Origin of the sequence: Corynebacterium heidelbergense, from assembly GCF_028609845.1 — a bacterium.
Classification (GTDB): Bacteria; Actinomycetota; Actinomycetes; order Mycobacteriales; family Mycobacteriaceae; genus Corynebacterium; species Corynebacterium heidelbergense.
Genome location: NZ_CP063191.1, coordinates 938,695 through 963,689, shown reverse-complemented (window position 1 = coordinate 963,689; position 24,995 = coordinate 938,695). Strand labels below are relative to the sequence as shown.

At 66.7% G+C, this 24,995-nt stretch carries 24 protein-coding genes; 5 read left to right on the top strand and 19 right to left on the bottom strand.

Annotated features, from left to right (window positions below; translation table 11 throughout):
- Positions 1 to 12: 12 nt before the first annotated feature.
- The 11 genes from trpC to hisD form a co-directional block, all read right to left on the bottom strand.
- Positions 13 to 822, bottom strand: coding sequence for an indole-3-glycerol phosphate synthase TrpC (gene trpC, locus CHEID_RS04250; protein WP_112769954.1), 810 nt, complete (start codon positions 820 to 822; stop codon positions 13 to 15).
- 133 nt (positions 823 to 955) lie between these two features.
- A complete protein-coding gene (locus CHEID_RS04245; protein ID WP_112769955.1) occupies positions 956 to 1,645 on the bottom strand; it encodes a TIGR02234 family membrane protein in 690 nt (229 codons plus the stop codon).
- Complete coding sequence (locus tag CHEID_RS04240) at positions 1,642 to 3,255, bottom strand: anthranilate synthase component I (protein ID WP_273661349.1); 1,614 nt, start codon at positions 3,253 to 3,255, stop codon at positions 1,642 to 1,644. Before CHEID_RS04240 ends, CHEID_RS04245 begins: the two co-directional genes overlap by 4 nt.
- A gap of 30 nt (positions 3,256 to 3,285) precedes the next feature.
- On the bottom strand, positions 3,286 to 3,648 hold the full coding sequence (hisI, locus tag CHEID_RS04235; protein ID WP_112769655.1) for a phosphoribosyl-AMP cyclohydrolase: 363 nt from the start codon (positions 3,646 to 3,648) through the stop codon (positions 3,286 to 3,288).
- Positions 3,648 to 4,421, bottom strand: coding sequence for an imidazole glycerol phosphate synthase subunit HisF (gene hisF, locus CHEID_RS04230; RefSeq protein ID WP_112769654.1), 774 nt, complete (start codon positions 4,419 to 4,421; stop codon positions 3,648 to 3,650). Before hisF ends, hisI begins: the two co-directional genes overlap by 1 nt.
- Positions 4,418 to 5,365, bottom strand: a complete 948-nt coding sequence (locus CHEID_RS04225; RefSeq protein WP_112769653.1) for an inositol monophosphatase family protein — start codon at positions 5,363 to 5,365, stop codon at positions 4,418 to 4,420. The genes hisF and CHEID_RS04225 overlap by 4 nt, the downstream gene beginning before the upstream one ends.
- On the bottom strand, positions 5,362 to 6,111 hold the full coding sequence (gene priA / locus CHEID_RS04220) for a bifunctional 1-(5-phosphoribosyl)-5-((5-phosphoribosylamino)methylideneamino)imidazole-4-carboxamide isomerase/phosphoribosylanthranilate isomerase PriA (RefSeq protein WP_112769652.1): 750 nt from the start codon (positions 6,109 to 6,111) through the stop codon (positions 5,362 to 5,364). The genes CHEID_RS04225 and priA overlap by 4 nt, the downstream gene beginning before the upstream one ends.
- A 39-nt stretch (positions 6,112 to 6,150) precedes the next feature.
- The gene (gene hisH / locus CHEID_RS04215) at positions 6,151 to 6,831 is read right to left on the bottom strand and encodes an imidazole glycerol phosphate synthase subunit HisH (protein WP_112769651.1); all 681 of its coding nucleotides are present in this window, start codon (positions 6,829 to 6,831) and stop codon (positions 6,151 to 6,153) included.
- 39 nt (positions 6,832 to 6,870) lie between these two features.
- Positions 6,871 to 7,470, bottom strand: coding sequence for an imidazoleglycerol-phosphate dehydratase HisB (gene hisB / locus CHEID_RS04210; RefSeq protein ID WP_112769650.1), 600 nt, complete (start codon positions 7,468 to 7,470; stop codon positions 6,871 to 6,873).
- Between the two features lie 88 nt (positions 7,471 to 7,558).
- A complete protein-coding gene (locus tag CHEID_RS04205; RefSeq protein ID WP_112769649.1) occupies positions 7,559 to 8,710 on the bottom strand; it encodes a histidinol-phosphate transaminase in 1,152 nt (383 codons plus the stop codon).
- A 72-nt stretch (positions 8,711 to 8,782) separates the two neighbouring features.
- On the bottom strand, positions 8,783 to 10,093 hold the full coding sequence (gene hisD, locus CHEID_RS04200; protein ID WP_112769648.1) for a histidinol dehydrogenase: 1,311 nt from the start codon (positions 10,091 to 10,093) through the stop codon (positions 8,783 to 8,785).
- A gap of 122 nt (positions 10,094 to 10,215) precedes the next feature.
- On the opposite strand from hisD, the gene CHEID_RS04195 reads away from it, so the two are divergent.
- Positions 10,216 to 11,916: a hypothetical protein gene (locus CHEID_RS04195; RefSeq protein ID WP_273661343.1), complete on the top strand. Its 1,701-nt coding sequence runs from the start codon at positions 10,216 to 10,218 to the stop codon at positions 11,914 to 11,916.
- Positions 11,917 to 11,988: 72 nt separating this feature from the next.
- Here CHEID_RS04195 and CHEID_RS04190 read toward each other — a convergent pair whose 3' ends face one another.
- The 6 genes from CHEID_RS04190 to CHEID_RS04165 form a co-directional block, all read right to left on the bottom strand.
- Positions 11,989 to 13,074 (bottom strand): ABC transporter ATP-binding protein, encoded by a 1,086-nt coding sequence (locus CHEID_RS04190; RefSeq protein ID WP_112769646.1) that lies wholly within the window; start codon positions 13,072 to 13,074, stop codon positions 11,989 to 11,991.
- Between the two features lie 63 nt (positions 13,075 to 13,137).
- The gene (locus CHEID_RS04185) at positions 13,138 to 14,442 is read right to left on the bottom strand and encodes an ABC transporter substrate-binding protein (protein WP_112769645.1); all 1,305 of its coding nucleotides are present in this window, start codon (positions 14,440 to 14,442) and stop codon (positions 13,138 to 13,140) included.
- Between the two features lie 156 nt (positions 14,443 to 14,598).
- A complete protein-coding gene (locus CHEID_RS04180) occupies positions 14,599 to 15,441 on the bottom strand; it encodes a carbohydrate ABC transporter permease (RefSeq protein WP_112769644.1) in 843 nt (280 codons plus the stop codon).
- Positions 15,442 to 16,278: a carbohydrate ABC transporter permease gene (locus CHEID_RS04175; RefSeq protein ID WP_112769657.1), complete on the bottom strand. Its 837-nt coding sequence runs from the start codon at positions 16,276 to 16,278 to the stop codon at positions 15,442 to 15,444.
- A gap of 221 nt (positions 16,279 to 16,499) precedes the next feature.
- Positions 16,500 to 17,036, bottom strand: a complete 537-nt coding sequence (locus tag CHEID_RS04170) for a hypothetical protein (RefSeq protein WP_112769643.1) — start codon at positions 17,034 to 17,036, stop codon at positions 16,500 to 16,502.
- Positions 17,036 to 17,674, bottom strand: a complete 639-nt coding sequence (locus CHEID_RS04165; protein ID WP_112769642.1) for an Rv0361 family membrane protein — start codon at positions 17,672 to 17,674, stop codon at positions 17,036 to 17,038. Before CHEID_RS04165 ends, CHEID_RS04170 begins: the two co-directional genes overlap by 1 nt.
- Before the next feature lie 114 nt (positions 17,675 to 17,788).
- Between CHEID_RS04165 and glgX the strand changes: the two genes are divergently transcribed.
- The 4 genes from glgX to CHEID_RS04145 all read left to right on the top strand — a co-directional run bounded on the left by glgX (position 17,789) and on the right by CHEID_RS04145 (position 24,401).
- Positions 17,789 to 19,993 (top strand): glycogen debranching protein GlgX, encoded by a 2,205-nt coding sequence (gene glgX, locus CHEID_RS04160; RefSeq protein ID WP_112769641.1) that lies wholly within the window; start codon positions 17,789 to 17,791, stop codon positions 19,991 to 19,993.
- Positions 19,990 to 20,865 (top strand): BRCT domain-containing protein, encoded by an 876-nt coding sequence (locus CHEID_RS04155; RefSeq protein WP_238599336.1) that lies wholly within the window; start codon positions 19,990 to 19,992, stop codon positions 20,863 to 20,865. Before glgX ends, CHEID_RS04155 begins: the two co-directional genes overlap by 4 nt.
- 78 nt (positions 20,866 to 20,943) lie before the next feature.
- A complete protein-coding gene (gene treY / locus CHEID_RS04150) occupies positions 20,944 to 23,319 on the top strand; it encodes a malto-oligosyltrehalose synthase (RefSeq protein WP_273661339.1) in 2,376 nt (791 codons plus the stop codon).
- Between the two features lie 86 nt (positions 23,320 to 23,405).
- The gene (locus CHEID_RS04145) at positions 23,406 to 24,401 is read left to right on the top strand and encodes a GTP pyrophosphokinase (protein WP_112770050.1); all 996 of its coding nucleotides are present in this window, start codon (positions 23,406 to 23,408) and stop codon (positions 24,399 to 24,401) included.
- On the opposite strand, the gene CHEID_RS04140 is transcribed toward CHEID_RS04145, so the two are convergent.
- Complete coding sequence (locus tag CHEID_RS04140; protein WP_112770044.1) at positions 24,398 to 24,757, bottom strand: RNA-binding S4 domain-containing protein; 360 nt, start codon at positions 24,755 to 24,757, stop codon at positions 24,398 to 24,400. The two genes, CHEID_RS04145 and CHEID_RS04140, sit on opposite strands and share 4 nt — an antisense overlap.
- A complete protein-coding gene (locus tag CHEID_RS04135) occupies positions 24,758 to 24,994 on the bottom strand; it encodes a hypothetical protein (protein WP_112770045.1) in 237 nt (78 codons plus the stop codon).
- Position 24,995 lies beyond the last annotated feature (1 nt).

Sequence of the window (24,995 nt, the reverse complement as noted above, 5' to 3'; positions counted from 1 at the left end):
CCTACCGGGCAGCTACCGCTTCGACGGGCAGGAGGGGTGCAGGCCCGCAGCCACCAGGGACTTGCAGGCCTGGCCGGGATTACCTGCCGTGACCAGCCCCTCCCCCACGAGCACGGCATCCGCCCCGGCCCCGGCGTAGGCCAGCAGATCGCACTTGTCCCGTACCCCGGACTCGGCCACCTTCACCACTTCCGTCGGCAGGGCCGGGGCGATGGTGGAAAACACGCCGGGATCCACCTCTAACGTCTTTAAATTCCGCGCATTTACCCCGATGACGGAAGCGCCCGCGGCCACGGCTCGCTCCGCCTCCTCGGCGGTGTGCACCTCCACGAGGGCCGTCATGCCCAGGGATTCCGTCCGATCTAACAGGGCCTCCAAGCGCACCTGATCCAGGGCGGCGACGATGAGTAGGATGACGTCGGCACCGTGGGCCCGGGCCTCGTGGATCTGGTAGGGGTTGACCGTGAAATCCTTGCGCAAAAGTGGCACGTCTACGGCCGCGCGCACCGCGTCGAAGTCCGCCAGGGAGCCCTTGAACCGGCGCTGCTCGGTCAGGCAACTGATCACGCTGGCACCGTTGTCCCCGTAGGCCTTGGCCAGCACCGCGGGCTCCGGGATCTCCGCCAAGTTGCCCTTGGAGGGGCTGGCCCGCTTGACCTCCGCGATCACTTTGACGTTGCGGCCGGACAGGGCGGCGAACGCATCGCGCGGCGGGGGCGCGTCCAGGCTCATCGCCTTGATCTCCCGGTAGGGGATGCGCGCTTCCCGCTCCGCCTGGTCCTCGAGAACACCGGCGATGATCTGATCTAACACTGTAGCCATTGGTCTTCCTGCTGGATCGGCGAACGGAACGGAGATTGTGGGAGGGGACCTCTTGCGCTGTCAGCGTATCCCGGGGATCAGGCGCGAACGAAATTAGCCGGTCGAGCCGGATGGCTTCATCCCCGATACGCCGTCATCCCCGATTCTCCGTCGCCTTCCCCTCCGTCGATTCACCCTCGCCTTCCTGGGTGGGGTCCACCCCGGCGTCCAGGGCATCCCACAGGACCCGGTGCTCGTCGGGGTTCTCCGCCAGGTCCTCTTCGGCGGTTCGGCGCCGCGTTTCGGGGGTATCGAACCTGGTGGATCCGGTGGTTGGACGCCCGGGCCACATCGCCAGCAGCACGCCCCCCACCACGCCAGCGGCCGCGGCCAGCAGCGCCAGAACAACGGGCAGGTAGTGAACGTCGACGCTCGTGACCCCCGCCCAGTCCGCGATCTGGACGGGCTTGGACTGCATCTGGGTGGCCGCTCCGGAGGTGAGCAGTTGGCGGGCCCGTTCTGAATCGGCTCCGGTGGTAAGCAGCATCACCGCCCGGAAGCTCGCAATGGCGGACAACGCGACGATCACCGTGCCCAGGATCCGCCGAACCAGCGGCCCCACCGCCAGGCTGAGGACCACTGTGGCCAGCAACGCCAGAGCCAGGGGGGTGGTGGCCGGGTCCCACACGGCGCCCACGAGTTTGTGGGTGGAATCCCCCGCAAGCTCATCACGGGCATGGGCGCTCACCCATGTCAAACGCCCGGCCCCCCACAGGCCCACGGCGGAGAGGGCGACGAGTGAGAGCGCGGCGTTGCGGGGGGTGATTTTCCGGGTTCGCTTCATCGCTTTGACTCCTGCGGTTGTGCGGCCACTGCTGCTTCTGACCTGCCGGAGCAAGTCGGCTCCTCAGCGCGAGCCGGCCCGTCCGCGCGCGCCCCGGCTTCCCGCAGCCCCTCGGCAGCGGCAACCGCGCGCAGCACCGCGGCGGCCTTATTGCGGCTCTCTAAGTCCTCTGCTGCCGGGTCGGAATCGGCGACGATCCCTCCCCCGGCCTGGACAACCATCGTGCCGTCCCGGTAGAGCCCGGTGCGGATGGCAATGGCCTGGTCCGTGTTCCCGGAGAAGTCGAAGTAGCCCACCGTGCCGCCGTAAACCCCGCGGCGAGTCTGCTCCAACCGGTCGATGATGCTCATCGCCGACGGTTTCGGCGCGCCGGTGAGCGTGCCGGCCGGGAAGGTTGCGGCGAAGGCATCGACGGCGGTCCGACCGGGAGCCAGCGTGCCCGTCACCCCGGAGACCAGGTGCATGATCGCGCTGTAGCGTTCCACGTGCCGGAAGTCGTGGACCTCCACGCTGCCGGGGGAGCTCACCCTCCCCACGTCGTTGCGCCCGAGGTCTACCAGCATGAGGTGTTCGCTGTTTTCCTTCTCGTCGCCGACGAGTTCCTTCTCCATGAGCTGGTCTTCCTCGTAGTCGCGCCCCCGCGGCCGGGAACCGGCGATGGGATACGTGCTCACCCGCCGGTCCTGCACCCGCACGAGGGATTCTGGGGAGGAACCGATGATTTGGAAAGCGGTATTGGCGAAAGCCTCGTCCGGAATGTTCACGAGGAACATGTATGGGCTCGGGTTGGAGACGCGCAGCATCCGGTAGACATCCAGCCCGTCCACGTCGGTGTCCAGCTCGAAGCGCTGGGAGAGCACGATCTGGAAGGCGTCGCCTGCGCGGATGTGTTCCTTACACTCGGCGATGCGCTGGGCGTGTTCTGCCTCCGTGCGCTGGCGGCGGGGATCCGGCGGGCTTGCAGTGTAGCGCTGGGGTGGGGTGGGGATGGGTGCCGCGAGATCCTCGAGCATCGCATCGATGCGCCCGACGGCATCGTCGTAGGCGGCGTCCACCCGTTGGTCCGAGTTATCCCAGTTCACGGCGTTCGCGATGAGCCAGATGCTGCCCTCGTGGTGATCCGCAACGGCCATCGTGTCCACCAGCATCTGCACCATGTCCGGCACGTTGAGGTCGTCGATGCAGGTGTCCGGGACGTCCTCGATGTAGCGGATCATGTCGTAGCCCATGTACCCCACCAGTCCACTGGTCAGCGGGGGCAGGTCCGGCATGGGATCCGTGTGCAGGGCGGCGAGGGTGGCTCGGACCGCGTCGAGGGGGTCCGCCGGGCAGGGCAGGTCCACGGGTGGTTCCCCAATCCACCGGGTGTGCCCGTTCTTCGCCGTCAGCGCGCAGCGAGCCCCGGTGCCGATGAAAGAGTATCGATCCCAGGATTGGCCGTGGGCCGCAGATTCCAGCAGGAAGGTCCCGGGGCGGTTGTCCGCGAGCTTGCGGTAGGTGGATAGCGCGGTCTCGTTATCCGCCAGGACCTTGCACACCACCGGCACGACACGGCGATGGGTGGCGAGAACGCGGAAGTTCTCCCGAGTAGTCAGGAAGGATTCGGACATAGGAACCATTGTGCCCTACGGCCATCGGAGCTAGAGAAGCTGATCACCGTCGAAGCAGCTACGCGTTCCCGTGTGGCAAGCCGCCCCCGTCTGGTCCACCGTGAGCAGCACGGTATCCCCGTCGCAGTCCAACCGGACCTGGCGCACGTGCTGGACGTGCCCGCTGGTCTCCCCCTTAACCCAGTAGGCCCCGCGGGACCGCGACCAGTAGGTGCCCTTGCGGGTGGCCAGGGTGTAGGCCAGTGCGTGGTCATCCATCCAGGCCATCATCAGCACCGTCCCGTCGGCGGCATCTTGCACTATGGACGCCACCAACCCGTCGTTTGTTCGCTTCAACCGGGCGGCGATGGCGGGATCCAGGTTGCACTCTCGGATCTCCGCGTCGGGGGTCATCACCGCACCTCGCAGCCAGCCGCTGCCATGGCGGCTTTGACCTCGCTGATCGCCACTTCCCCGAAGTGGAAAATGGACGCGGCGAGCACCGCGTCCGCGCCTGCGGCCACGGCCGGGGGGAAGTGCTCTGCCCGGCCGGCACCGCCGGAGGCGATCACCGGGATGCTCACCTGCGCCCGCACGTCGCGCAGCATCTCGAGGTCGAAACCGCGCTTGGTGCCGTCGGCGTCCATAGAATTCAACAGGATTTCGCCGACCCCTAGCTCCTCGCCGCGCCGGGCCCATTCCACCGCATCGATGCCCGCCGACGTGGTCCCGCCGTGCGTGGTCACCTCGTATCCGCTGGGCTGCTGCGCGGAGCCCTCGGGGACCCGCCGGGCATCGACAGACAGCACAATGCACTGCGCCCCGAAGCGCTGGGAGAGCTCCCGGAGCAGCTCCGGGCGGGCCACCGCAGCCGAGTTCACGGAGACTTTGTCCGCGCCCGCCCGCAGCAGAGCGTCTACGTCCTCCGCGCTGCGCACACCCCCGCCGACGGTGAGGGGAATGAACACCTGTTCCGCCGTGCGCCGCACGACCTCCAGCATGGTGCCCCGGCCCTGCTTGGAGGCGGAGACGTCCAAGAAGGTCAGCTCGTCCGCGCCCTGCGCGTCGTATTGGGCGGCCAGCTCCACGGGATCACCGGCATCCCGTAGCCCGGTAAAGTTCACGCCCTTGACCACGCGGCCCTCATCCACATCCAAACAGGGGATGACCCGCACTGTGACGCTCATCGGATGCCCCCTCGATCCATGACGTCCTGGGCGTTGCGCGCCGCCGTGCCGATGGGCACGTTTTGGATGTGCTCCAACAGGGCCTCGTGAACTTCCGGTTCCCCGGCGACGAGCCCGGAGACACCCGGGCGCCAGGGATTGCCGGCGAAGTCCGTAGCAATCCCCCCGTTTTCCTGCACCGCGAGAATGCCCGCAGCGTTATCCCACAGGTTAGGGCTAAACGTGACGGTCCCGCCGAACACACCGGCAGCGGTAAAGGCCAAGTCGATGCCCACGGAACCGGTCACCCGCATGCGCGGGTAGGACTTGCCGATCTCGTTGAGCATGTCCTGGCGGTAGGAGATCGGCAGGTTACCCCGGCGTTGCGAAAGGATGGAGCCGAAGCTGATCTGCGTGACTCCCGGGTCGGAGGGGGGCATGGAACGGGCGGGGTGACCATCGACGAAGAGGCCGTGGCCCCGGCGCGCCGTGATGCGGCGTCCCAAAAGGGGCATTTCGGTGACGGACAACTGGATTTCATTGTGATGCACCAGGGCGATGAGGATGCAGCAGAACGGATTGCCCACCGCGTAGTTGGCTGTGCCGTCGATGGGATCGACCACCCAGAAGGTCTCCGGCATCTCCTCGTCCTCGTGGGGGCGGCGATCCCGGCGGCGGGGCCCATCGAGGCCATCGGCCATCTCGTCACTGGGGTTGTGTTCCACCGGGAACTCCCCCGGTAGGACGGTGCCGTATTCCTCACCGTGCACCGGCAGGCCGGTGTACTGCGTGAGCAGGGTGCGAAGCTGGCGCTCCACCGTGAGGTCGGCTTCCGTGGCGAAATCGCCGGGGGACTTCATGACCTCCGGCTCCGCGCCGACCGCCGCCGAGAATGTCGTTTCCGCCTCATCCACCGCGGCCTCGGCGATCGCCAGCAGGGCGCGAGTGTCCAGGGGTTCGTTCATCGGCGAGCCACCTCCAAAGCCTCTTGTAGGGTGAACTTGCCGGCGTAGAGGGCCTTGCCGACGATCGCCGAGTCCACGCCCTCCGGGACAATCGCTGCCAGCGCGGCGATGTCCGCCAGGCTGGAGATGCCGCCGGAAGCCACCACGGGCGCCTCGGTGGCCGCGGCTACGTCCCGCAGCAGGTCCACGTTGGGGCCGTTGAGCATACCGTCGCGGCTGACATCCGTCACGACGAGGCGAGATACGCCCTGCGAGTCGAGGCGTTCCAACACCTCCCACAGATCCCCGCCGTCGGAGGTCCAGCCCCGGCCGCGCAGGCGCCACTGCCCCTCAACCTGGCGGGTATCCAGGCCGATGGCGATTTTCTCCCCGTAGCGGCGGATCACGGATTCGCACCACTGCGGATCTTCCAGTGCGGCGGTGCCGATGTTCACTCGCTCACAGCCGGTGGATAGGGCCCGCTCGAGGGACTCGTCGTCCCGGATGCCCCCGGAGAGCTCCACCTTGACGTCCAGGGCCCCCGTCACGTCCCGCAGCAGCTCGAAGTTGCTGCCCCGACCGAAGGCGGCGTCCAGGTCCACGAGGTGAATCCATTCCGCCCCCGCCGCCTGCCACTGCTGGGCAGCCTCCAGCGGCTGACCGTAGCCGGTTTCCGTCCCGGCGGCACCCTGCACCAGCCGTACCGCTTGGCCATCGGCTACGTCCACCGCTGGTAGGAGGGTCAAATTCTGATCTGAGGCAGTCATACCGGCCATCCTATAAGCACATGTTGTTAGCTCTTGTCGTCAGGGTGAGGGGCGCAGCGTGCCCACCCAGTTGCGCAGCAGCCGGGCCCCGGCATCCCCGGATTTCTCCGGGTGGAACTGCGTGGCCCACAGCGGGCCGTTCTCCACGGCGGCGATGAAGCGGGAGCGACCGTGCTCCGCCCAGTGCACCAGGGGGGCCTGGGTGCGCCCGTCGGTCTCCAGCTCCCATCGGCGCACCCCATAGGAGTGCACGAAGTAGTACCGCTCGTTCGCCGGGGCCCCGGCGAACATCGCGCTGCCCTCGGCGACGTCCACGGTGTTCCACCCCATGTGCGGCAGCACGTCCGCGTCGAGGCGCTCCACCGTACCGGGCCACTCCCCCGCGCCCGGGGCTGCCGTAGCACCTGTCCCCTCGGCGTATTCCACTCCCCCCTCGAACATGATCTGCATGCCCACGCAGATCCCCAGCACGGGGCGCCCGCCGGCCAGGCGCTGCCCGATGAGGCGGTCGCCCTTGACCTCCCGCAGTCCTGCCATGCAGGCGGCGAAGGCGCCCACCCCGGGCACGACGAGGCCATCGGCGGCCAGGACGGTACCCGGGTCCCGCGTCACGGTGACCTCTGCCCCGGCCCGCTCGAGGGCGCGGTGGGCGGACCGGATGTTGCCGCTGCCGTAGTCCAGCAGGGCGACGCTGGGGGAATCGGTGGAGGAAGAAGGCATGCTGCACACTGTACTGGTCCCGTTAACCCTCCGGCGCGCCTAGAGGGTGCCCTTGGTGGAGGGGATCCCGCTGACCCGGGGGTCGGGCTCCACGGCGGCGCGCAGGGCCCGGGCCACCGCTTTGTACTCGGCCTCGGTGATGTGGTGGGGGTCCCGACCGTAGAGGCAGCGCACGTGCAGGGCGATGCGGGCGTTGAGCGCCAGGGTCTCAAAGAAGTGCTGGTTGATGACGGTGGCGTAGTGACCGCCGATGATCGTGGTGAGCAGCGCCTCCGGCTCCCCCGTACCCACGTAGTAGGGCCGCCCGGAGACATCCGCTGCAGCGTGGGCCAGGGTCTCGTCCATAGGGATGTAGGCATCCCCGAAGCGGCGAATGCCCTTCTTGTCGCCGAGGGCCTGCGCCAGGGCCTGGCCGAGGACGATGGCCGTGTCCTCCACCGTGTGGTGGGCGTCTATCTCAGTATCGCCCTGGGCCTGCACCACCAGGTCGAAAGAGCCGTGTGCGCCGAAAGCGGTAAGCATGTGGTTGAAGAAGGGCAGGCCAGTGGAGATGGTGGTCTGTCCGCTGCCGTCCAGGTCAATCTCGACGGTGATGTCTGATTCGCGGGTAGCGCGGTGGATGCGGGCGCTGCGGCTCATGGGGTTGGCCTCGTTTCTCGTGGTGCAGGTGGGGTTAGGAACTGGGGGGCGAGCACAGTGGATGCGGTTGCCGGTGCTGCTTGCTCGGTCATTGTTCAGTCAACACGGTACGACGCAACTCACCTGCAGCTCGGATGAAGTGGTCGTTTTCGGCCGGAAGGCCCACGCTGGCTCGCAGCCACCCGGGCACCCCCACGTCCCGGATGAGAACCTGGCGGTCCAGGAATTCCTGCCAGACCGCAGGGCTGTCCTGGAAACGCCCGAAGAAGATGAAGTTAGCGTGGGATTGAATGGTCCGGTAGCCCAGGCGGCGCAGCTCGCTGAGAACCCGGTCCCGCTCGCCACGCAGGATGTCAACCGTTTTGAGGGTCTCCGCGCTGTGACGCAGGGCCACCCGGGCGGCGGTCTGCGTCAGGCTGGACAAGTGATAGGGCAGGCGCACGAGCATCACGGCCTCCACGAAGGCCTGGGACGCCACGAAGTAGCCCAGGCGACCACCGGCGAAGTCGAAGGCCTTACTCATCGTGCGGGAGACCACGAGCTTGGTGGGGAACTCCGCCAGTAGCGTGCAGGCACTGGGGAAGTCCGTGAACTCGGCATAGGCCTCGTCCACAATGACAATCCCCGCGGCGGCCTGGATGATCTGGCGCAGATCATCCAGAGGGGTCACGTTGCCGGTGGGATTGTTGGGGGTGGTCACGAAGACGATATCTGGGCGGGCCCGCTCCATCTCCGCCAGCGCTGCGGCTACATCGAGCCGGAAATTTTCTTCTTCCCGGCGCGCGACGGAGAGGAACTCGGTCTGCGTCCCAGCGCACAAGATGGGGTGCATGGAGTAGCTGGGGGTAAACCCCATCGCGCGGCGGCCGGGCCCTCCGAAGGCTTGCAGCAACTGCTGCAGGACCTCGTTGGACCCGTTGGCAGCCCACACCTGCCCCGGGCCGACCTCCACTCCCGTCTGGCGGGACACATACGCCGCCAAATCCGCGCGCAGTTGCGTGGCGTCCCGATCGGGGTACCGGTTCAGGCTTGGGTCGAGGTGCCGGACCTTATCCGCCAGCTCGGTCATGATGACCTCCGCAGGCGCGTAGGGGTTTTCGTTGGTGTTGAGCTGGTTGGCCACGGTCAACTGGGGGGCGCCGTAGGCGTGCTGGCCGCGCAGTTCCTCGCGCAGGGGCAGATCGGCAAGCTGGGGCTGGTCACCGGGCTGGGTCCCGGGGGTCACGTCACTGGAGGCCATAGGAGTGGGGGTCTTTCGCTAGGTGTCAAAGAGGACAGGAAACGCAGGGCACGCGCTAAGGAAGAAGGGGCCCTAGTGGGACTCGAATCGTGCGCGAACGGCCTCGCCATGGGCGGGCAACCGCTCCTCATCGGCAAGCGCGATGACCGTCGGCGCGATCTGCTCCAGCGCCGCCTTGGAGTACTCCACCACGTGCACCGACTTGAGGAAGGTGTGGGTAGACAGCCCGGAGGCGAAGGCCGCCGTGCCGGAGGTGGGCAGAACGTGGTTGGAACCGGCGGCGTAATCCCCCAGTGGCACCGGACTGTAGCGCCCGACGAAGATCGCCCCGGCATTGTGGATCCGCCCGGCAACGTCGGCGGCATCGGCCGTGTGGATTTCCAGGTGCTCGGCGGCGTAGGCATCGGCGGCTCGGATGCCGTCCTCCACGCTATCCACCAGCACAATGCCGGACTGCTGGCCGCGAAGAGCCTCGGCCACCCGGTCTGCGTTGAGCGTCACCCGATAGCGCTGCTCCACCTCGCGGTCCACGGCCTCCGCCAGTTCCGGGGAGTCCGTGATGAGGACGCTGGCGGCCATGGGGTCGTGCTCGGCCTGGCTAATGAGGTCCAGCGCCACCTCCACGGCGTCGGCGGCCCCATCGGCAAGAACCGCAATCTCCGTCGGGCCAGCCTCCGAATCGATACCCACCACCGTCCGGCACAGGCGCTTCGCGGCGGTGACGTAGATATTGCCCGGCCCGGTGATGAGGTCCACCGGCTCCAACCCCTCCCCCTCGTCCCCGTAGGCCAGCAACGCCACCGCCTGAGCGCCGCCAGTGGCCCACACCTCCTCCACTCCCAGCAGCTTGCAAGCAGCCAGGATTGTGGGGTGCGGCCAGCCGTCATTGTCGGCCTGCGGCGGTGAAGCCACAACGAGGGATTGGACGCCAGCAACGAGCGCCGGCACCACATTCATGATCACCGAGGAGGGGTACACCGCCTTCCCCCCGGGCACGTACAACCCCACGCGCCGCACCGGGACGAAGCGCTCCCGCACAATGCCGCCCGGGGCCACCTCCAGGCTGTGGCCAATGGGCATCTGGCTGGAGTGGAACGCCCGCACCCGGGCAATGGCCTCCTCCAACGCGGCGCGAACGGTGGGGTCTAGCGCCCGCAGACTGGCGTCCATAACCGAATCGGGAACGACCATCGACTGCGGTGAGCAGCGATCAAAACGCTGCCCAAATTCCACCGCGGCCGCCACCCCCCGCTGGCGCACCTGCGCGACCACCGGCTCAACCACATGCAGCACGGACTCTACATCGGTCTTGCCTCGGGGCAGGCTACGGCGCAGCTCGGCGGTCGACGGGCGAGAGCCGCGCAGATCGATGCGGGTCAGCATAGGGGGAAACTCCTCGACGGGATTGCGGCGGGCCGATCAACGCGGCCCCTTGTCTAGACTTGGCCATTCTACTGCCCAGCACCAACCTCGCCAGAGCCCCAACCACCGCCCCCGGAGGACACATGCGCAACACCGAAGAGAACCTCCGCCCGCCCCCCGCGCTGACCCAACTACTCACCGCCAGCCGCGCCGCCGCCGAGCGCCGCGACATCATTGCCAACCACCGCAGCACCAGCACCTTCGCCTGCCACCACTGGCTCGCGGAACCCACCGACGTCCCCGACGAACTGCGCGGGGAGTTCTACCACCTCCGCGCCGCCGCCGCCGAACACCTAGCTATGGACGAGGAGGCAGTGGTCGCGCTCACCGAACTGCGCCACTGGGGCCGGGAACGCAACCGCCACGCCATTGCCCTCGTGGCCCAGGCCCAACTGGCCTACCACGCACTCGATACCGCAGACACCGGGGCCCACGCCCCCGGCTACGACCTGCCTACCGCCCCGGAGGCCCTCAGCCAGGTCGCCGAGGGCCTGACCACGTTCCGCCCCTCCCCGGACCATCCCCCCATCGGCAGCGCGGGCAGCGCCACAGACCGGCTGGTCACCCCCGCCGATGCCGCGGCACTGACCGCTGCCGCCACCACGGCCTTCACCGTGGCAACGAACCTGCGGAACACGGACCTGGCCCAGCTATTCGCCACCTTCGTCCGCCGCTTCGGCACCGTGGCCCCCTCCGCCGCGGACCGCTTGTTGTGGAATGCGCAGTTGGCCTGGGCCGAAGGGGAACACACCCTGGCAGCGAACTACGCGACGCAGGCCCTCGGCCAAGGCCCCGATAGCGACTACGAGGCCCACGAAATGCTGGCCACCTGCGCGATGCTGGAGATCACGCAGGACTCGGACCTCACCGCGCCCGCCGCAACCCGGGCGGTCGAGCACTGGATCAAGGCCGTGGGCGCGGCGATGGACATGAACGCCCCCATCATGGGGATCAAGATGGCCGAGCTGGCGGCGCGGGTGCTCTACGCGGCGGAGGACACGGGCGCGGCGGTCCGGCTGACCGAGCGGGTGCTGGGTGCCGTCAGCGGGGCGCCCGTCAGCCCCGCGTTGCTGAATCTGGCGGCGGTGCACGCCCAGTCGCTGCTCGCCGAGGGAGAGGTGGGGCGGGCCTGGAAGAAGAGCCTGGCGGTGGCCTCCTGGTCCGAATTCACCCCCGACGTGGAGCGCACCGCGTCCGCCCTGGCCGTCGCCGCCGAGGCCGGGACCCGGCTGGGCGGCGAGGTGGAGGCTCACGTGTTGGAAGTGCAGCGGCGCCGCGCGGAGATCTACCGGCAGCAAGGGGCCCACCTGGAGATCGCCGATCTGCTGCTATCCCACTACCTCTCCTTCCCCGGCCACCCCGAGATCCTCGCGGAGGTGCGCGAGGCCCTGGACGCCTCCGCCCACAACGATCCGCATCGCGATCGCACCCGGTGGCTGCAACTGTCCTCCCAGATGCATTGGCACCTTGCGGATGTGGGGGATTCCATTTCGGACGCTATCGACTACGCGCACACCGCAGCGACCGGCTTCCACGAGACGGGAGACCGGGCCGCAGAGGCACTGGCGTGGATACTTCTCGCCGAGCGGCACGTGGAGGCGGGCAATGCGGGGCAGGCGGCGGTTTTCCTGGAACGGTCCCTGTCCGCCGAGCCCGGGTTGCGGCGGTGGACAGCAGAAGAACCCGGCGCCGAGTGGACTTCGCAGTCCCCCGAGCACCAGGTTCTCGCGGGCGTGGCCCGCAACTATCGCCTCGTCGCCGAGCGCATCGCGCAGTGCGGGTAGCGCTGCGCGGCCGGGTGAGAGGCGCGCGGAGGGGCTAGCACGGCGCGGCCGGATGACAGGCGCGCGGTGGGGCTAGATCCGGTTACCGGTTTCCGCGTCGAACACGTGCAGCGCCTGCTGGTTGGCCTCCACGACCACGACATCCCCCACCTGCGGGGAGCTGTGGCGCGCGGCTTCCACGGTGAGCCGCTGGGTGGGCGTGGCCGCACCCTCCGAGTTGATCAGTTCCCATCCCTGCACATCGACCGGTGCCACGAACACGTGCACCGTGCTGCCCAGGTCCTCCACGTGCTGAATCTCAGCGCGGAACGCGGAGGAAAAGGGACGGCCGTCCCGGGGGCCCGGGGTGGCGCTGCCATCAGTGCAGATGTGGAGATCCTCGGGCCGCGCGCCGACAATGACGTCGCCGCGCCGGACCAGATTCATTGCGGGGGTACCGATGAAGCCAGCCACGAACGCGTTGGCCGGGCGCCGGTACAGCTCCTGGGGGGCGGCCACCTGCTGTAGAACGCCGCCGCGCAACACGCACACACGGTCACCCATTGTCATGGCTTCCACCTGGTCGTGGGTGACGTACAAGGTGGTGGTCTTCAGACGGCGCTGCAGATCGGCGATCTGGGCGCGGGTGGATAGGCGCAGTGCGGCGTCCAAGTTACTGAGCGGCTCGTCCATACAGAACACGGCGGGTTCGCGAACGATGGCCCGCCCCATGGCCACGCGCTGGCGCTGACCACCGGACAGGGCGGAGGGTTTGCGGTCGAGGTACGGTGTTAGCTGCAGCATTTCCGCGACCTCTTCCACTCGAGCCCGAGCGGCGGACTTGGACACCCCGGCGTTGCGCAGAGCAAAGGACATGTTCTCCGCAACGCTCATGTTCGGGTACAGGGCGTAGTTCTGGAAGACCATCGCGATGTCCCGATCCTTCGGGGCCACCCCGGTAACGTCCTTTCCACCGATGAGCACCCGGCCCTCGTTGACCGGCTCCAGGCCGGCCACCATCCGCAAGGTAGTGGACTTGCCACAGCCTGAGGGCCCCACGAGGACGAGAAACTCGCCATCCTCGATCGTGAGGTTGAGAGAGTCCACCGCCGTGGCGGCATGGCCCCGGCGGGGCACATCGTATCGGCGGGTGGCAGATTCCAGTGTTACTGAAGCCACGGCGGCTTCCTTTCGTGGGCTTGGGTGGGGTGAGGAGGGAGGACGGTGGAGGCGGAAGCGGGACTACTTGAGCTTCGGCTTGATGTCGCGCTCGTAGTCGTTCTTGAGCTCGTCGTTCACGCGAGAGAGCTCGGCCTTGATGTCCTTGTCGGTGGTGGCAATGGTCTCCAGGGCCGCACCGATCTTCTGGTCGCCGCCGCCGATGAACACGCGAGCGTTGTCCTGGGGGCGGGTGGTCTCGAGCTGCCGGGCCGCCGTGCTGTAGTTGGGGTTGTCCTCCATAAACTTCTTCTGCTCGGGCAGATCCAGGGCGGTCTTACGAACGGGCATGTAGCCGACGTGCTGGGACCAGTAGGCGGTGTTCTCGGCGCTAGTGATAAAGTCGATGAACTTTACGGCGTTGACCTGGCGTTCCTTGGTGATGCCGGAGGGGACGGCCAGGCCAGAGCCGCCGGTCGGGCAACCGCCCTGCCCGGTGGGGTTCGGCAGGAAGGCGGTGCCCACGTTGAACTTGGAGTTCTTGGTCACGCCAGACAGGTCGCCGGTGGAGGCAACGGTGGCGGCGAGCAGGCCCGCGGAGAAGTCGCTGGCAATGTCCTTGCTGATGGTTGCCCAGCCATCCTTGACGGAGCTGCGCAGGAACTGGGCAGCCTTGACCGTCTCATCGGAGGCGAGGGTGAAGTCCCACTCCTTGGAGTAGGAGCCGCCGAGGGTCCACATGGGGCCCTCGAAGTACCAGGAGAGGTAGTTGGCCGCGTCGCCCCAGCCGAAGGCCTTCTTGCCACCGTCGAGGCTGCCCTGCAACTTCTTACCCCACTCGGCCATTTCTTCCCAGCTCTGCGGGCCGCGGTCCGGGAGGCCGGCTGCTGCCCAGGCGTCCTTGTTGTAGTAGAACAGCGGGGTCGAGCGCGCAAACGGCATGGCGTAGTGGCCGCCCTTGTACTTGTAGTCGTCGTAGAGGGACGTGACAAAGGTGGAGGTGTCTGCGCCGTTGTCCTTGGCCAGGGAGCCAATCTCGGCGATCTGGTTGTTCAGGGCGAAGTTGAACCACCACACATCGGAGAGCAGCACAACGTCCGGCAGATCCCCACCGGACAGGGCGGCGTTGAACTTCTGGGCGGTCTCGGCATAGTTCTTGCCGGCGTCTACCAGGTTGACCTTCATGTCCGGATTCTTTTCCTGGTAGCGCTTGATCAGCTCCATCTCCACGTCCTTGGACGTGCCGGGGTGAGAGGACCACCAGGTGATGGTGTTCTGGTCACCCTCCTGGGGCTTGTTGCCGCCGGTGCCAGCACAGGCGGACAAGGTCAGGCCGGCGCCGGTGAGCCCGGCGAGGGCGAGGAAGTGGCGGCGGGACATCGTAGCCATAAGTAAGTGTGCTCCTTGGTTGATGTGGGTCGAACGAGATGGTGGGTGTTGCCGAGGTCGGCGCGGGGTGGGGCTGCGCGGGTGTTGGCCGGTCCCCGTCCGCCCGGTGCCCGTTTTCGTGCCTGTGAGGTGGGCGGCGAAGGAGGCCGGCTGACCTCAGCCTTTCACCGCCCCGCTGGTCAGGCCCTTGATCATGTACTTCTGCAGGGCGATGAACAGGACGAGGACGGGCAACATGCTGAGCAGGGTGGCTGCCATCACCGGGCCCCAGTTGGTGAGCCCGTCGCTGTTTTGCAGCATGGTTAGGCCCACCGGCAGGGGGGCCACCTTTTCCGTGTCAGCCATGAGGAAGGGCCAGAGGTATTGGTTCCATTCGTTGACCACCGTGATGATGGAGAAGGCAATGAGCGTGGGAAGGGAAATGGGAAGTAGAACCTTCCACAGCAGCTTGACTGGGCCCGCGCCGTCCATCCGGGCGGCCTCCACGATTTCCTTCGGGATGGACATGAAGTGGTTGCGCATGAGGAAGGTACCGAAAGCGATACCGGCTAGGGGGATGATCACGCCCTGGAAAGTGTTCCGCCAACCCAACTGGGACACGAGGGCGTAGTTGGAGATGACCGTGACTTCCGGCGGCACCATGAGAGCGGCGATGACGACGATGAAGACAAAGTTGCGCCCGGGGAAGCGCAGGATGGCCAGCGCGTAGGCGGACAGCACCCCAAGCACAATCTTGATGGTGCACAGAATACTGGTGATGATCACGGAGTTGATGAAGTACCGACCAAAGGGCACCGCCGTCACGGCCTCTTTGTAGTTTTGCGGGGCCCACTTGGCGGGCCACCACGTTGCCGGGGAGGTGTAGATATCCGCGCGGAGTTTGAACGAGGAGATCAGCGCCCAGTACAAGGCGGCACCGACGAGGAGCAGTGCGAACAGCATGCCGAGGTAGCCGAAGATGAGCCGGGCTTTGCTGGGGGTGTTAGCGGAGGTGGCCATTTAGGTGGTCTTCCTATCCATGACGCGTACCTGGATCACGGTGATGAACAGCAGGATGAGGAACAAGATGGTGGCGATAGTGGCGCCGAAGCCGGCCCGGAAGTTAACGAAGCTTTCCTGATACACCTGGAACACCAGGGTGGTCGTCCCGTTGCCGCGGGGCCCGCCGCCGGTCATGACGTTGATGATGTCGAAGACCTGCACCGAGCTCAGCAGCGTGGTGATGGACAGGAAGAAGGTCGTGGGGCGCAGTTGCGGCAGGGTGACGCGCCGGAATGCCGTCCAGCGGCTGGCCCCGTCGATCTGAGCGGCCTCGGAAAGGTCCTTTGACAGCCCCTGGAGTGCGGCCAGGTAGATCACGAAGGCGTAGCCCATGTTCTTCCACACGAAGGCGAAGGTGACCATGATGAGCGCCCAGTGTGGATCGCCATACCAGTCGGGCCCGTTGGTACCCATCCGGCGCAGGATGTCGTTGACCATGCCGAAGTTGGGGTCGAAGACGAACTGCAGCGCGATTCCCACAGCGGCGCCGGAGATGACGAAGGGCGCGAAAACGACACCTCGGACGAGGTTTCGCCCGGCCAGTTTCTGATCGAGCAACAGGGCCAGGCCCAAGCCCAGGAGCATGGAGCCAGCGACCGCGAAGAAGGTGAAAAAGAGGGTGTTGCCCAGAATCTTGGGGGTATCCGCGCGGGTCAGCCACTCCTGGTAATTCTTCAATCCCACGAAGGTTGCGGTGGGAGCGGAAATGTTCCAGTCGAAAAAGGATAGCCGGATGTTGTCCAGCAGGGGCCGGTAGGTAAAGACGGCGAGCAGGATGAGGTTCGGCGCCAGCATGGCGATGGCGGTGAGGACCTCTTTGGCCTCCCACTTGCGCGTCTTGTTGCCCTGAGGACGCGCCTGAACGGCAGTTGCGGCCCCCTGCGAAACGTCGTCTGAATTGATCACGAGGGGCTAACCTATCGGTCCGGTTCAACCCGAAAGTATCGCAGCGCTAAACCAATCAGGAACGCCGACTTAATTATTGGTAAACACCGCTTTTGTGCGGTGATCTTTTGCTAGCGCCCGCGCCTCTCCCCCGCCACCGGCGCCAGCACGAGCGCTACGAGCCAATATCCACCAAGGGCGATAGCAGGGGCGATCAACCACCAACTGCCGGCGGCGATCGGATCCACCACGTGGACGACCGTTTCCGAATTCCCGTGCAGGTCGGGCACCCGGCCGTAGCGGGCTGTGACGATCATGTGGCCGATCGTGCCGCACACCATCCCACTCGCGGTTGCGGATACCGCAGCCCACATCAACATGCCGAGGCTGGGCCCCTCACCCATGCGAAGTGCGATTACCGCCGTGCCTAGGCCCAGCAGAGCACACACGACGACGAGCCACCCAAACGCGGCGAAGCTGTTCCCTTCGGAGCCGGGCACCGGCTCGACTTGCCGGGTAGCAGCGAAGGCAACCTCACCCGTGGGTTGGAACCAGCCCCACAGGGACCCCAGCACCAACGCGCTGAGCATCGCCACGAGAAAGACCACGGCCCCCGCACCCAAGGGTTTGGGGACTAGCGGAGAACCACCGCGGCGGCGCGGGGGCATTAGGACGGGCAAATGGTCCACCGTCCGTTTTCCCTGGCAAACTGCATGTCCTGCGTTGCCGGGGAACCATTTTGCTCCACCGTGACCGTGGCGGTGGCCCGTTCCCCGTTGACGGTGATCGGATCCACACCGGTAATCCTCGGGGCGACCTCCGAGGCCGGCCGGTCGCGGGCGCCCTCAGCGTTCTGGCGCAGATTCTCCATCCCCCCGTTGGCGTCCAGGTAGGCGGTACAGGAGTTGTCCGCAATGTAGAGCTGGTAATCGGCCGCCGAGCGATCCGTATTGCCTAAGCCGTTGACGATGCTGCGGATTTGGTCCTGGTCCGACCCCTGCACCGGCACCGCCCCCGGCCGGTCCGGGGCACCCCCGCCGCCGTTGGGTGCCCCGGCGGGAGGCGCGGGGTTGCCCGGCGAGGGTTCCCCGGAGGGCTTCTGACCGTCGGGGCGCTGCTGCTTCTCCCCGACTCCAGTGGTCTCGGAGGAGGCGGAACTGGACCCGCGAGCCGAGGACACACCCGACGAGGCGGAGGACGCGGCCTGCTGCGAGTCCTCGTCCGACCCACAGCCCGCGAGGGCCAGAGGCAGGGCGAGAGCCGCGCTGATCAGCACAGTACGGGCGGTGTGGGGGGCAAGTTTCATGCTCCTAAGGGTACAAGGTCCCTCGGCGGTGGAACCAAAAAGTCCGCCGGGTACTGCCTTGGCCGCGTCGCCCAGAAGCGTTGATCTTGGGCCAACAGCGATAAGATTGTCCCTATGTCTTCTGGCTTGTCCGATAAAAGTGGCTTACGACCCCCCGGTGGCCCCCTGCTGGTGTGGCCGGGTGAACCCTACCCTCTAGGCGCCACCTTTGACGGCAACGGGACGAACTTCGCCCTCTTCTCCGAGTGTGCCGAAAAAGTGGAGCTGTGTCTGTTCGACAGCGAGGATATCGAAAACAGGATTCCCCTGGACGAGGTCGATCACCACATCTGGCACGTCTACATTCCGGGCATCGTGCCCGGACAGCGCTATGGCTACCGGGTTCATGGCCCCTGGGACCCCAGCCGGGGGCTGCGGTGCGATCCCTCGAAACTGCTGATGGACCCCTACGGCAAGGTCTTTGACGGCGCCTACGACGGGGATCCCTCCCTCTTCAGTTACGACCTGAACAACCCGGGGCAAACGAACACTGCCGATTCCGCCAAGCACTCCATGCGCTCGGTGGTGATCAACCCCTACTTCGACTGGTCCCACGACCGCCGCCCGAACACCCTGGACCAGCACACGGTCATCTATGAAGCCCACGTCAAGGGCATGACGATGACCCACCCCGGGGTGCCGGAGCACCTGCGGGGAACATACGCGGGCCTGGGCCACCACAGCGTCATCGACTACCTCACGGACCTCGGCGTCACCGCGATCGAACTCATGCCGGTGCATCAGTTCGTTCACGATGACCGGTTGCGGGAGATGGGCAAGCGCAACTATTGGGGGTACAACACTCTGGGCTTCTTCGCGCCGCACCGGGACTACGCCGCCTCCAACTCCGCCGAGGGTTCCGTGGCGGAGTTCAAGCAGATGGTTCGATCCTTCCACGATGCGGACATCGAGGTCATCCTGGACGTGGTGTACAACCACACCGCGGAGGGCAACCACATGGGCCCCACCTACTCCTTCCGCGGCATCGACAACGCGGCCTACTACCGCCTCGTCGATGGCGACGAGAACCACTACATGGACTACACGGGCACGGGCAACTCCCTCAACGTCCGCAACCCGCACACCCTGCAACTGATCATGGACTCGCTGCGCTACTGGGTCTCGGAGATGCACGTCGACGGCTTCCGCTTCGACTTAGCCTCCACCCTGGCCCGCGAGTTCCACGACGTGGACCGCCTCTCGGCCTTCTTCGACCTCGTCCAGCAGGACCCGGTGGTTTCCCAGGTCAAGCTCATCGCCGAGCCGTGGGACGTCGGCGAGGGCGGCTATCAGGTGGGGAACTTCCCCAGCCTGTGGAAGGAATGGAACGGAAAGTACCGCGACACCGTCCGCGACTTCTGGCGCGGGGAGCCCTCCACCCTCGGCGAGTTCGCCTCCCGCCTCACCGGCAGCTCGGACCTCTATGCGCACAACGGCCGCCGCCCCACCGCCTCCATCAACTTCATCACCGCCCACGACGGCTTCACCCTCAACGACCTGGTCAGCTACAACGAGAAGCACAACCAGGACAATGGGGAGGATAACCGCGACGGGGAAACCCACAATCGCTCCTGGAACGGCGGCGTGGAGGGCCCCACCGAGGACGAGGAGATCTGCAAGCTCCGCGCCAAGCAACGCCGCAACTTCCTGACCACCCTGATGCTCAGCCAGGGCACGCCGATGATCTCCCACGGCGACGAGCTGGGCCGCACCCAGGAGGGCAACAATAACGTCTACTGCCAAGACAACGAGCTGTCCTGGATCGACTGGCGGAATTTGGAAACCCAGGCGGACCTGCACAATTTCACCCGCTACCTGGTCCGCCTGCGCCGCCAGCACCCGGTATTCCGCCGCCGCCGCTTCTTAGAGGGCGGGCCGTTGGGCAAGGATGTTGCCGCGCGCGATATTGCGTGGCTCACCCCGGATGGCCGGGTGATGACGGATCAGGATTGGAACACGGAGTTCGGCCGGTCTCTCATGGTTCACCTCAACGGCCAGGCGATCAACGAGCCGGACACCCAGGGCCGGGACATCTCGGATGATTCCTTCATCTTCTGCTTCAACGCTTTCCACGAGCCGATCAACTTCACCCTGCCCAAGCGCCACAACGTCATGCACGTGGAGCCGGCGGAGGAGGACGTGTGGACCGTGGCCGTGGATACGGATCTGCCCACCGGGGTTCCGGAGGAGTCCACCACCTACACACCTGGGGATACGGTGGTTGTGGCTCCGCGCAGCACGGTGTTGCTGCAGCGCCCGTTCAACGAGGTGGCAATGTGAGCGGGGTAGCCGACGCTGGCCTGCGAATTCCGGTCCGCGGTGGGGAGGTCACGCTGTCCGAGGAGTCCCTGGTACTCCGCCGCTCGACCCTGGCCAGCTCCCTATTTCCGGACCTCGAGGTGGATGTGGCGCGGTTGCTGGGGTGGCGCCGTCAGGCCCCCACGCCCGCGGCACCGGGGTGGATCCATCTTCTTCTTATGGACGCCAGAACCAACGCGCTAGTCCGAAGCGACGTGGAGGGGCGCACCAACCCCGCGGTGGTGCGCTTTGCCCCGGCTGCGACGGAGGCGTTTGCCACCCTGGACCGGGCGCTGACCAGCGTGCAGGCCGGATATGGCCTTCCCGGCGCGGCCGAGCACGAGGCCGCATCCGACCCCGCATCCGACCCCGCGCCCGGGGGCACTGGGGGCACTGGGGAGCCCGTCTCCGAAGAGGAGTGGCTGGCCGAGCCCCGGCAGGGGACCCTGTGGGAGATCGGGGAGGCTTCGCGCGGCGCTGAGGTGACCGGGGCGTCCCCAAGAAAGAAAAAGACGGCCGCGGCACATCCGGCACCGTGGGATAAGGTGGCGACCCCCGACACGGTGCCCGAACCGGACCCCAACGCGGACATGGCCAACCCCATCTACGGGCAGAACGTGACCGTCACCGGGGACGTGGAGCCCTATGACAAGGGCGAGGTGTGGCAAATGATCGCCTCCGCCGGGGGCACGGTGGCGAAGAATGTCACGAAGAAGACCACCCTGCTGATCATCGGCGAGTGGGCTACCACCACCACGAAGGAAAAGCGCGCCCGGGAGTTGCAGGACAAGGGCCAGGAGATCGAGATCTGGTCGTTCGAGAAGTTCCTGGACGCGGTGGGCAAGGGGGATTAGCGACGGCCCCACGGTGGACCACGGGGGACAAGCTCCGGCTCCCGGTGGGCAGCAAGCCGGTGACCTAGAGTGGGGACCATGTCTGCCACCTACCGTGTCCAGCTCCGCGGCCCCGCATCGGACCCGGACAACGCGTTCACCTTTGCTGACGCCGCCGCTCAGGTGCCGTACTTCCAGCGGCTGGGGGTCACCCACCTCTACCTGTCCCCCATCCTCACCGCCGCCCCGGAGTCCACGCACAATTACGACGTGACGGACCCGACCACTGTCAACCCGGAGCTGGGCGGGATCGAGGGCTTCCGCGCGCTCGTGGAGACCTGCCGCGAGGCCGGGCTGAAGGTCGTAGTGGACATCGTGCCGAACCACGTGGGCGTGGCCACACCCAAGCTCAACGCGTGGTGGTGGGATGTGCTCAAGCGGGGCCAGGACTCCGAATACGCCAGCTACTTCGACATCGACTGGTCCCCGGACAACGGCGCGGAGGGACGGCTGGGGATGCCCGTGCTGGGCTCCCACGAGGACGTGGCGGCGCTGAGCCTGGCCACCGACGGCGGCCCCGGGGGCGACGAGACGGTCCTGCGCTACTACGAACACGAGTTCCCCGTTGCCGAGGGCACCGCGACGGAGGGGGACAGTCCCCAGCAGGTCCACGACCGCCAGCATTACAAGCTGATGTACTGGCGCGACGGGATCATCGATTACCGCCGCTTCTTCAGCGTCAACGACCTGGCCGGGTTGCGCCAGGAGGACCCCATTGTCTTCGAGCACACCCACCGGGTGCTCAACCAGCTCGTCGCCGCAGACCTCATCGACGGCATTCGGGTGGATCACCCCGACGGCCTGGCGGACCCCTTCAAGTACCTGCAGAAACTGCGCGCCCTTATCGGGCCGGATCGTTGGCTCATTGTGGAGAAGATCCTGGGGGTTTCGGAGCCCTTGGATCCCCGCCTGGACGTGGACGGGACCACGGGCTATGACGCGCTGCGGGAATTCGACGGCGTGTTCATCCACCGCCCCTCCATGCGGGCGCTATCGGACATTGCGGAGAAGCACACCGGCAGCAGGTGGAACCGAAGTGCCTTCCTGGCCGCCCAGCACGATCTGAAGGCCGAGGTGGCGGCCGAGGAACTGGATGCCGAAATCCGCCGCCTGGCCCGGGCCGTGCGCAACGACAACTGGTCGACGAGCGGGGATGCCGTCAGCGCGGAGGAGCTGCGGGATACGCTCATCGAACTCGTGGCCTCCATGCCGGTCTACCGTGCGGACTACGAATCGCTGTCCCGCGTCACATCCACCGCCATCGCCCACATGGCCATCGACAAGCCGCATTGCGCGGATGCCCTGGACCTCATCGCCACCGCCCTGATCTCCCGACGCGAGGCGAACGTGCGCTTCGCCCAGGTCTGCGGGGCGGTCATGGCCAAGGGGGTAGAGGACACCGCCTTCTACCGGGGATCTCGCCTGGTTAGCTTGCAGGAGGTCGGCGGGGCCCCGCAGCGCTACGGGGTCTCCCCCGCGGAGTTCCACCTGCTGCAGGCGGAGCGGGCCCGGTTGTGGCCGCGGACGATGACAAGCCTGAGCACCCACGACACGAAACGCGGCGAGGATGTTCGCTCCCGGATCACCTGCATTGCGGAGGTACCCGAGGAGTTCGCGGCCCTGTGCGACGGCATCCACTACCCAGACGGGACCACCGGCCACTTCCTGTTGCAGAACATCATCGGCGTGTGGCCGGAGGACGGCGCGGTCTCCGATTCCCTGCGCACCCGGCTGCACGACTACGCCACCAAAGCGATGCGGGAAGCCGGGTTGCACAGCACCTGGTTCGACCCGGACGAGGACTTCGAACGAAGCATCCAGGACTGGATCGACGAGCTCATCGATTCCCCCGTGTACCATGCCGCCATCACCTCTTTCGTCCGCCGTATCGCGTGGGCTGGGCGGGAGATCGGCATCAGCAAGAAGCTTCTGCAGTTGCTGGGTCCCGGAGTGCCGGACATCTACCAGGGCACGGAGTTTCACACCGACTACCTGGTGGACCCGGATAATCGGCGCAAAGTGGACTACGCCGCCCGGCAGGCCGCCCTGGATCGGATTGGGCGCGGGGCCATCGACTCCCCCGACCACGAAAAGCTGCACATCATCTCCACCGCGCTGCGCATCCGAAAGAACATCGACCCGGCGGCCAGCTACCTGCCAGTCATGGCCTCCGGTGAGAAAGATCGCTACATGCTGGGCATGATGCGCGGGGAGGACATGATCGCCCTGGTGACCCGCCAACCCATTGGGCTTAAGGACGCCGGCGGCTGGGGGGACACCACCGTGGCCCTGCCCGCCGGCATTTGGGAGGACCAGCTCAACCGGTGCCGGGTTCACGAGGGCCAGGTGCGGCTGGACGACCTGTTCTCCGCCCGGGGCCAGGCGCTGCTGACCCGCATGACCACGAGCAACTGAACCCAGCCCCGCCCAACCGCCCAGCCCCACCCAACGGCCCAACCCTTTACCATCCCCTGCCCCACCGAAAGGACACGGAACACCACTTGAAGCGCCGCAAAGACCGCAGCACGGACCACCTTGCCTCCTACGAGCAGTGGATCCACCAGCACCCCCACGCCGTGCGGGAGCTGCAGTCGGAGATCACGGATGCCCTAGACGACGCGGGCCTGGCCTATGACCAGGTCTCCGTGCGGGTGAAGGCCCGGTCCAGCTTTCTGGCGAAGCTGGCAAACCCGGATTACCCCCACTACGAGGACATCAACACCGCCCACGACATCCTGGGAGTGCGGGTCACCACCTATAACTCCTCCGCTATCCCCCAGCTCGTGGATGTGATCACCGGCATGTTCCCGGTCCAGCGCATGGAGGACAAAACCGCCCAGACGGCGCAAAGCGGCGGCTTCGGTTACGCCTCCCAGCACATCATCGTCCGCTCCGAAAAGCTCGGCGGGGCCCTCGTCGAGATCCAACTACGAACCGTACTGCAGCACGCCTGGGCCGAATTCGAACACGATGTGCGGTACAAAAACGGCGGGGCCGGGGCCAACCCCGAAGTGGACCGGGCCTTTACGCTCGCCGCCGGGCTCATTGAGCTGGCCGACCAGCAATTCGACAAGATCGCCGCGATCACCGCGGAGGAGAGCGAACGCGCAGCCGAGACGGAGATCACCGCCGCCGGCTTACCCGGGGAACTCAGCCGCCTCTTGGGGCCCGGGTACCCCACCTCCAACGTGGACTACTACACCTGGGCCGTGGACATGCTGGCCGCGCACGGCATTACCACACACGGGGAGCTGTGCCAACTGCTCGCACCGGAGGCCATCGCGGAACTCAATGCGGTCATGGCGTACCCCTACCGCCCCGGGCAGGTGCGCTTCCTCGACGACATGCTGCTGTTCACCTACGGGCGCGACCACATCCGGCGCACCGTGCGCATCGGCGACAACACCGCAACGCGCCCCGGGCGACTGGGCAACCGCTGGCAGAAGCTGGGTCAGCGCACCCGCAGCGAGCGAACCGCAGAGCGGTCCGCCGACTAACGGCGCCCCCGCAAACGCTCCAGCTCGCGACGCTCCTTCTTCGTCGGCCGTCCGGCCCCGCGATCCCGCTGCGGCAGGGACGCGAGAACCTCCTTCGGCGGCGGGGGCGGCGAATGATCCACATACGCCTGGCGCGCCACCGCCGGGGCCACCCGCTTAGCCACGAGCTCCCGCACTTCCACCACATGCTCCCGGTGATTCACCCACACCCGCACCCGATCGCCAACCACCACCGGCTGCGCCGGCTTGACCGCCTCCCCATTGACCTTCACATGCCCGGCGCGGCATGCCTGGGCGGCCTGCGAGCGGGTCTTACACAACCGCACCGCCCACACCCAGGCGTCAACGCGGACCATCTACCACCGGTCCACGTGGTTGACGATCTTGCGAATCTTCGAGGCATTATACCCCACCACGACGGCCGCGATCAGGGGAAACAGCAGGGTGAAGAACATGGCCCACTGGAAGACCAACCCGGCCACGAGGCCCACGGCTCCCCCGGCCACCGCGATCTGAATCGCCCTGCTGTGCTTGCGGACAGCGGCTTTGCGCAGGGCAATGGGGTTATTGCCCGGATATTGGTTCAGGCTCATG

Excerpts from the sequence above, each read along its gene's own strand:
- trpC (WP_112769954.1), bottom strand. The coding sequence starts at position 822 with ATGGCTACAGTGTTAGATCAGATCATCGCCGGTGTTCTCGAGGACCAG.
- CHEID_RS04245 (WP_112769955.1), bottom strand. The coding sequence starts at position 1,645 with ATGAAGCGAACCCGGAAAATCACCCCCCGCAACGCCGCGCTCTCACTC.
- CHEID_RS04240 (WP_273661349.1), bottom strand. The coding sequence starts at position 3,255 with ATGTCCGAATCCTTCCTGACTACTCGGGAGAACTTCCGCGTTCTCGCC.
- hisI (WP_112769655.1), bottom strand. The coding sequence starts at position 3,648 with ATGACCCCCGACGCGGAGATCCGAGAGTGCAACCTGGATCCCGCCATC.
- hisF (WP_112769654.1), bottom strand. The coding sequence starts at position 4,421 with ATGAGCGTCACAGTGCGGGTCATCCCCTGTTTGGATGTGGATGAGGGC.
- CHEID_RS04225 (WP_112769653.1), bottom strand. The coding sequence starts at position 5,365 with ATGAACGAACCCCTGGACACTCGCGCCCTGCTGGCGATCGCCGAGGCC.
- priA (WP_112769652.1), bottom strand. The coding sequence starts at position 6,111 with ATGACTGCCTCAGATCAGAATTTGACCCTCCTACCAGCGGTGGACGTA.
- hisH (WP_112769651.1), bottom strand. The coding sequence starts at position 6,831 with ATGCCTTCTTCCTCCACCGATTCCCCCAGCGTCGCCCTGCTGGACTAC.
- hisB (WP_112769650.1), bottom strand. The coding sequence starts at position 7,470 with ATGAGCCGCAGCGCCCGCATCCACCGCGCTACCCGCGAATCAGACATC.
- CHEID_RS04205 (WP_112769649.1), bottom strand. The coding sequence starts at position 8,710 with ATGGCCTCCAGTGACGTGACCCCCGGGACCCAGCCCGGTGACCAGCCC.
- hisD (WP_112769648.1), bottom strand. The coding sequence starts at position 10,093 with ATGCTGACCCGCATCGATCTGCGCGGCTCTCGCCCGTCGACCGCCGAG.
- CHEID_RS04195 (WP_273661343.1), top strand. The coding sequence starts at position 10,216 with ATGCGCAACACCGAAGAGAACCTCCGCCCGCCCCCCGCGCTGACCCAA.
- CHEID_RS04185 (WP_112769645.1), bottom strand. The coding sequence starts at position 14,442 with ATGGCTACGATGTCCCGCCGCCACTTCCTCGCCCTCGCCGGGCTCACC.
- CHEID_RS04180 (WP_112769644.1), bottom strand. The coding sequence starts at position 15,441 with ATGGCCACCTCCGCTAACACCCCCAGCAAAGCCCGGCTCATCTTCGGC.
- CHEID_RS04175 (WP_112769657.1), bottom strand. The coding sequence starts at position 16,278 with ATGCTGGCGCCGAACCTCATCCTGCTCGCCGTCTTTACCTACCGGCCC.
- CHEID_RS04170 (WP_112769643.1), bottom strand. The coding sequence starts at position 17,036 with ATGCCCCCGCGCCGCCGCGGTGGTTCTCCGCTAGTCCCCAAACCCTTG.
- CHEID_RS04165 (WP_112769642.1), bottom strand. The coding sequence starts at position 17,674 with ATGAAACTTGCCCCCCACACCGCCCGTACTGTGCTGATCAGCGCGGCT.
- glgX (WP_112769641.1), top strand. The coding sequence starts at position 17,789 with ATGTCTTCTGGCTTGTCCGATAAAAGTGGCTTACGACCCCCCGGTGGC.
- treY (WP_273661339.1), top strand. The coding sequence starts at position 20,944 with ATGTCTGCCACCTACCGTGTCCAGCTCCGCGGCCCCGCATCGGACCCG.
- CHEID_RS04140 (WP_112770044.1), bottom strand. The coding sequence starts at position 24,757 with ATGGTCCGCGTTGACGCCTGGGTGTGGGCGGTGCGGTTGTGTAAGACC.
- CHEID_RS04135 (WP_112770045.1), bottom strand. The coding sequence starts at position 24,994 with ATGAGCCTGAACCAATATCCGGGCAATAACCCCATTGCCCTGCGCAAA.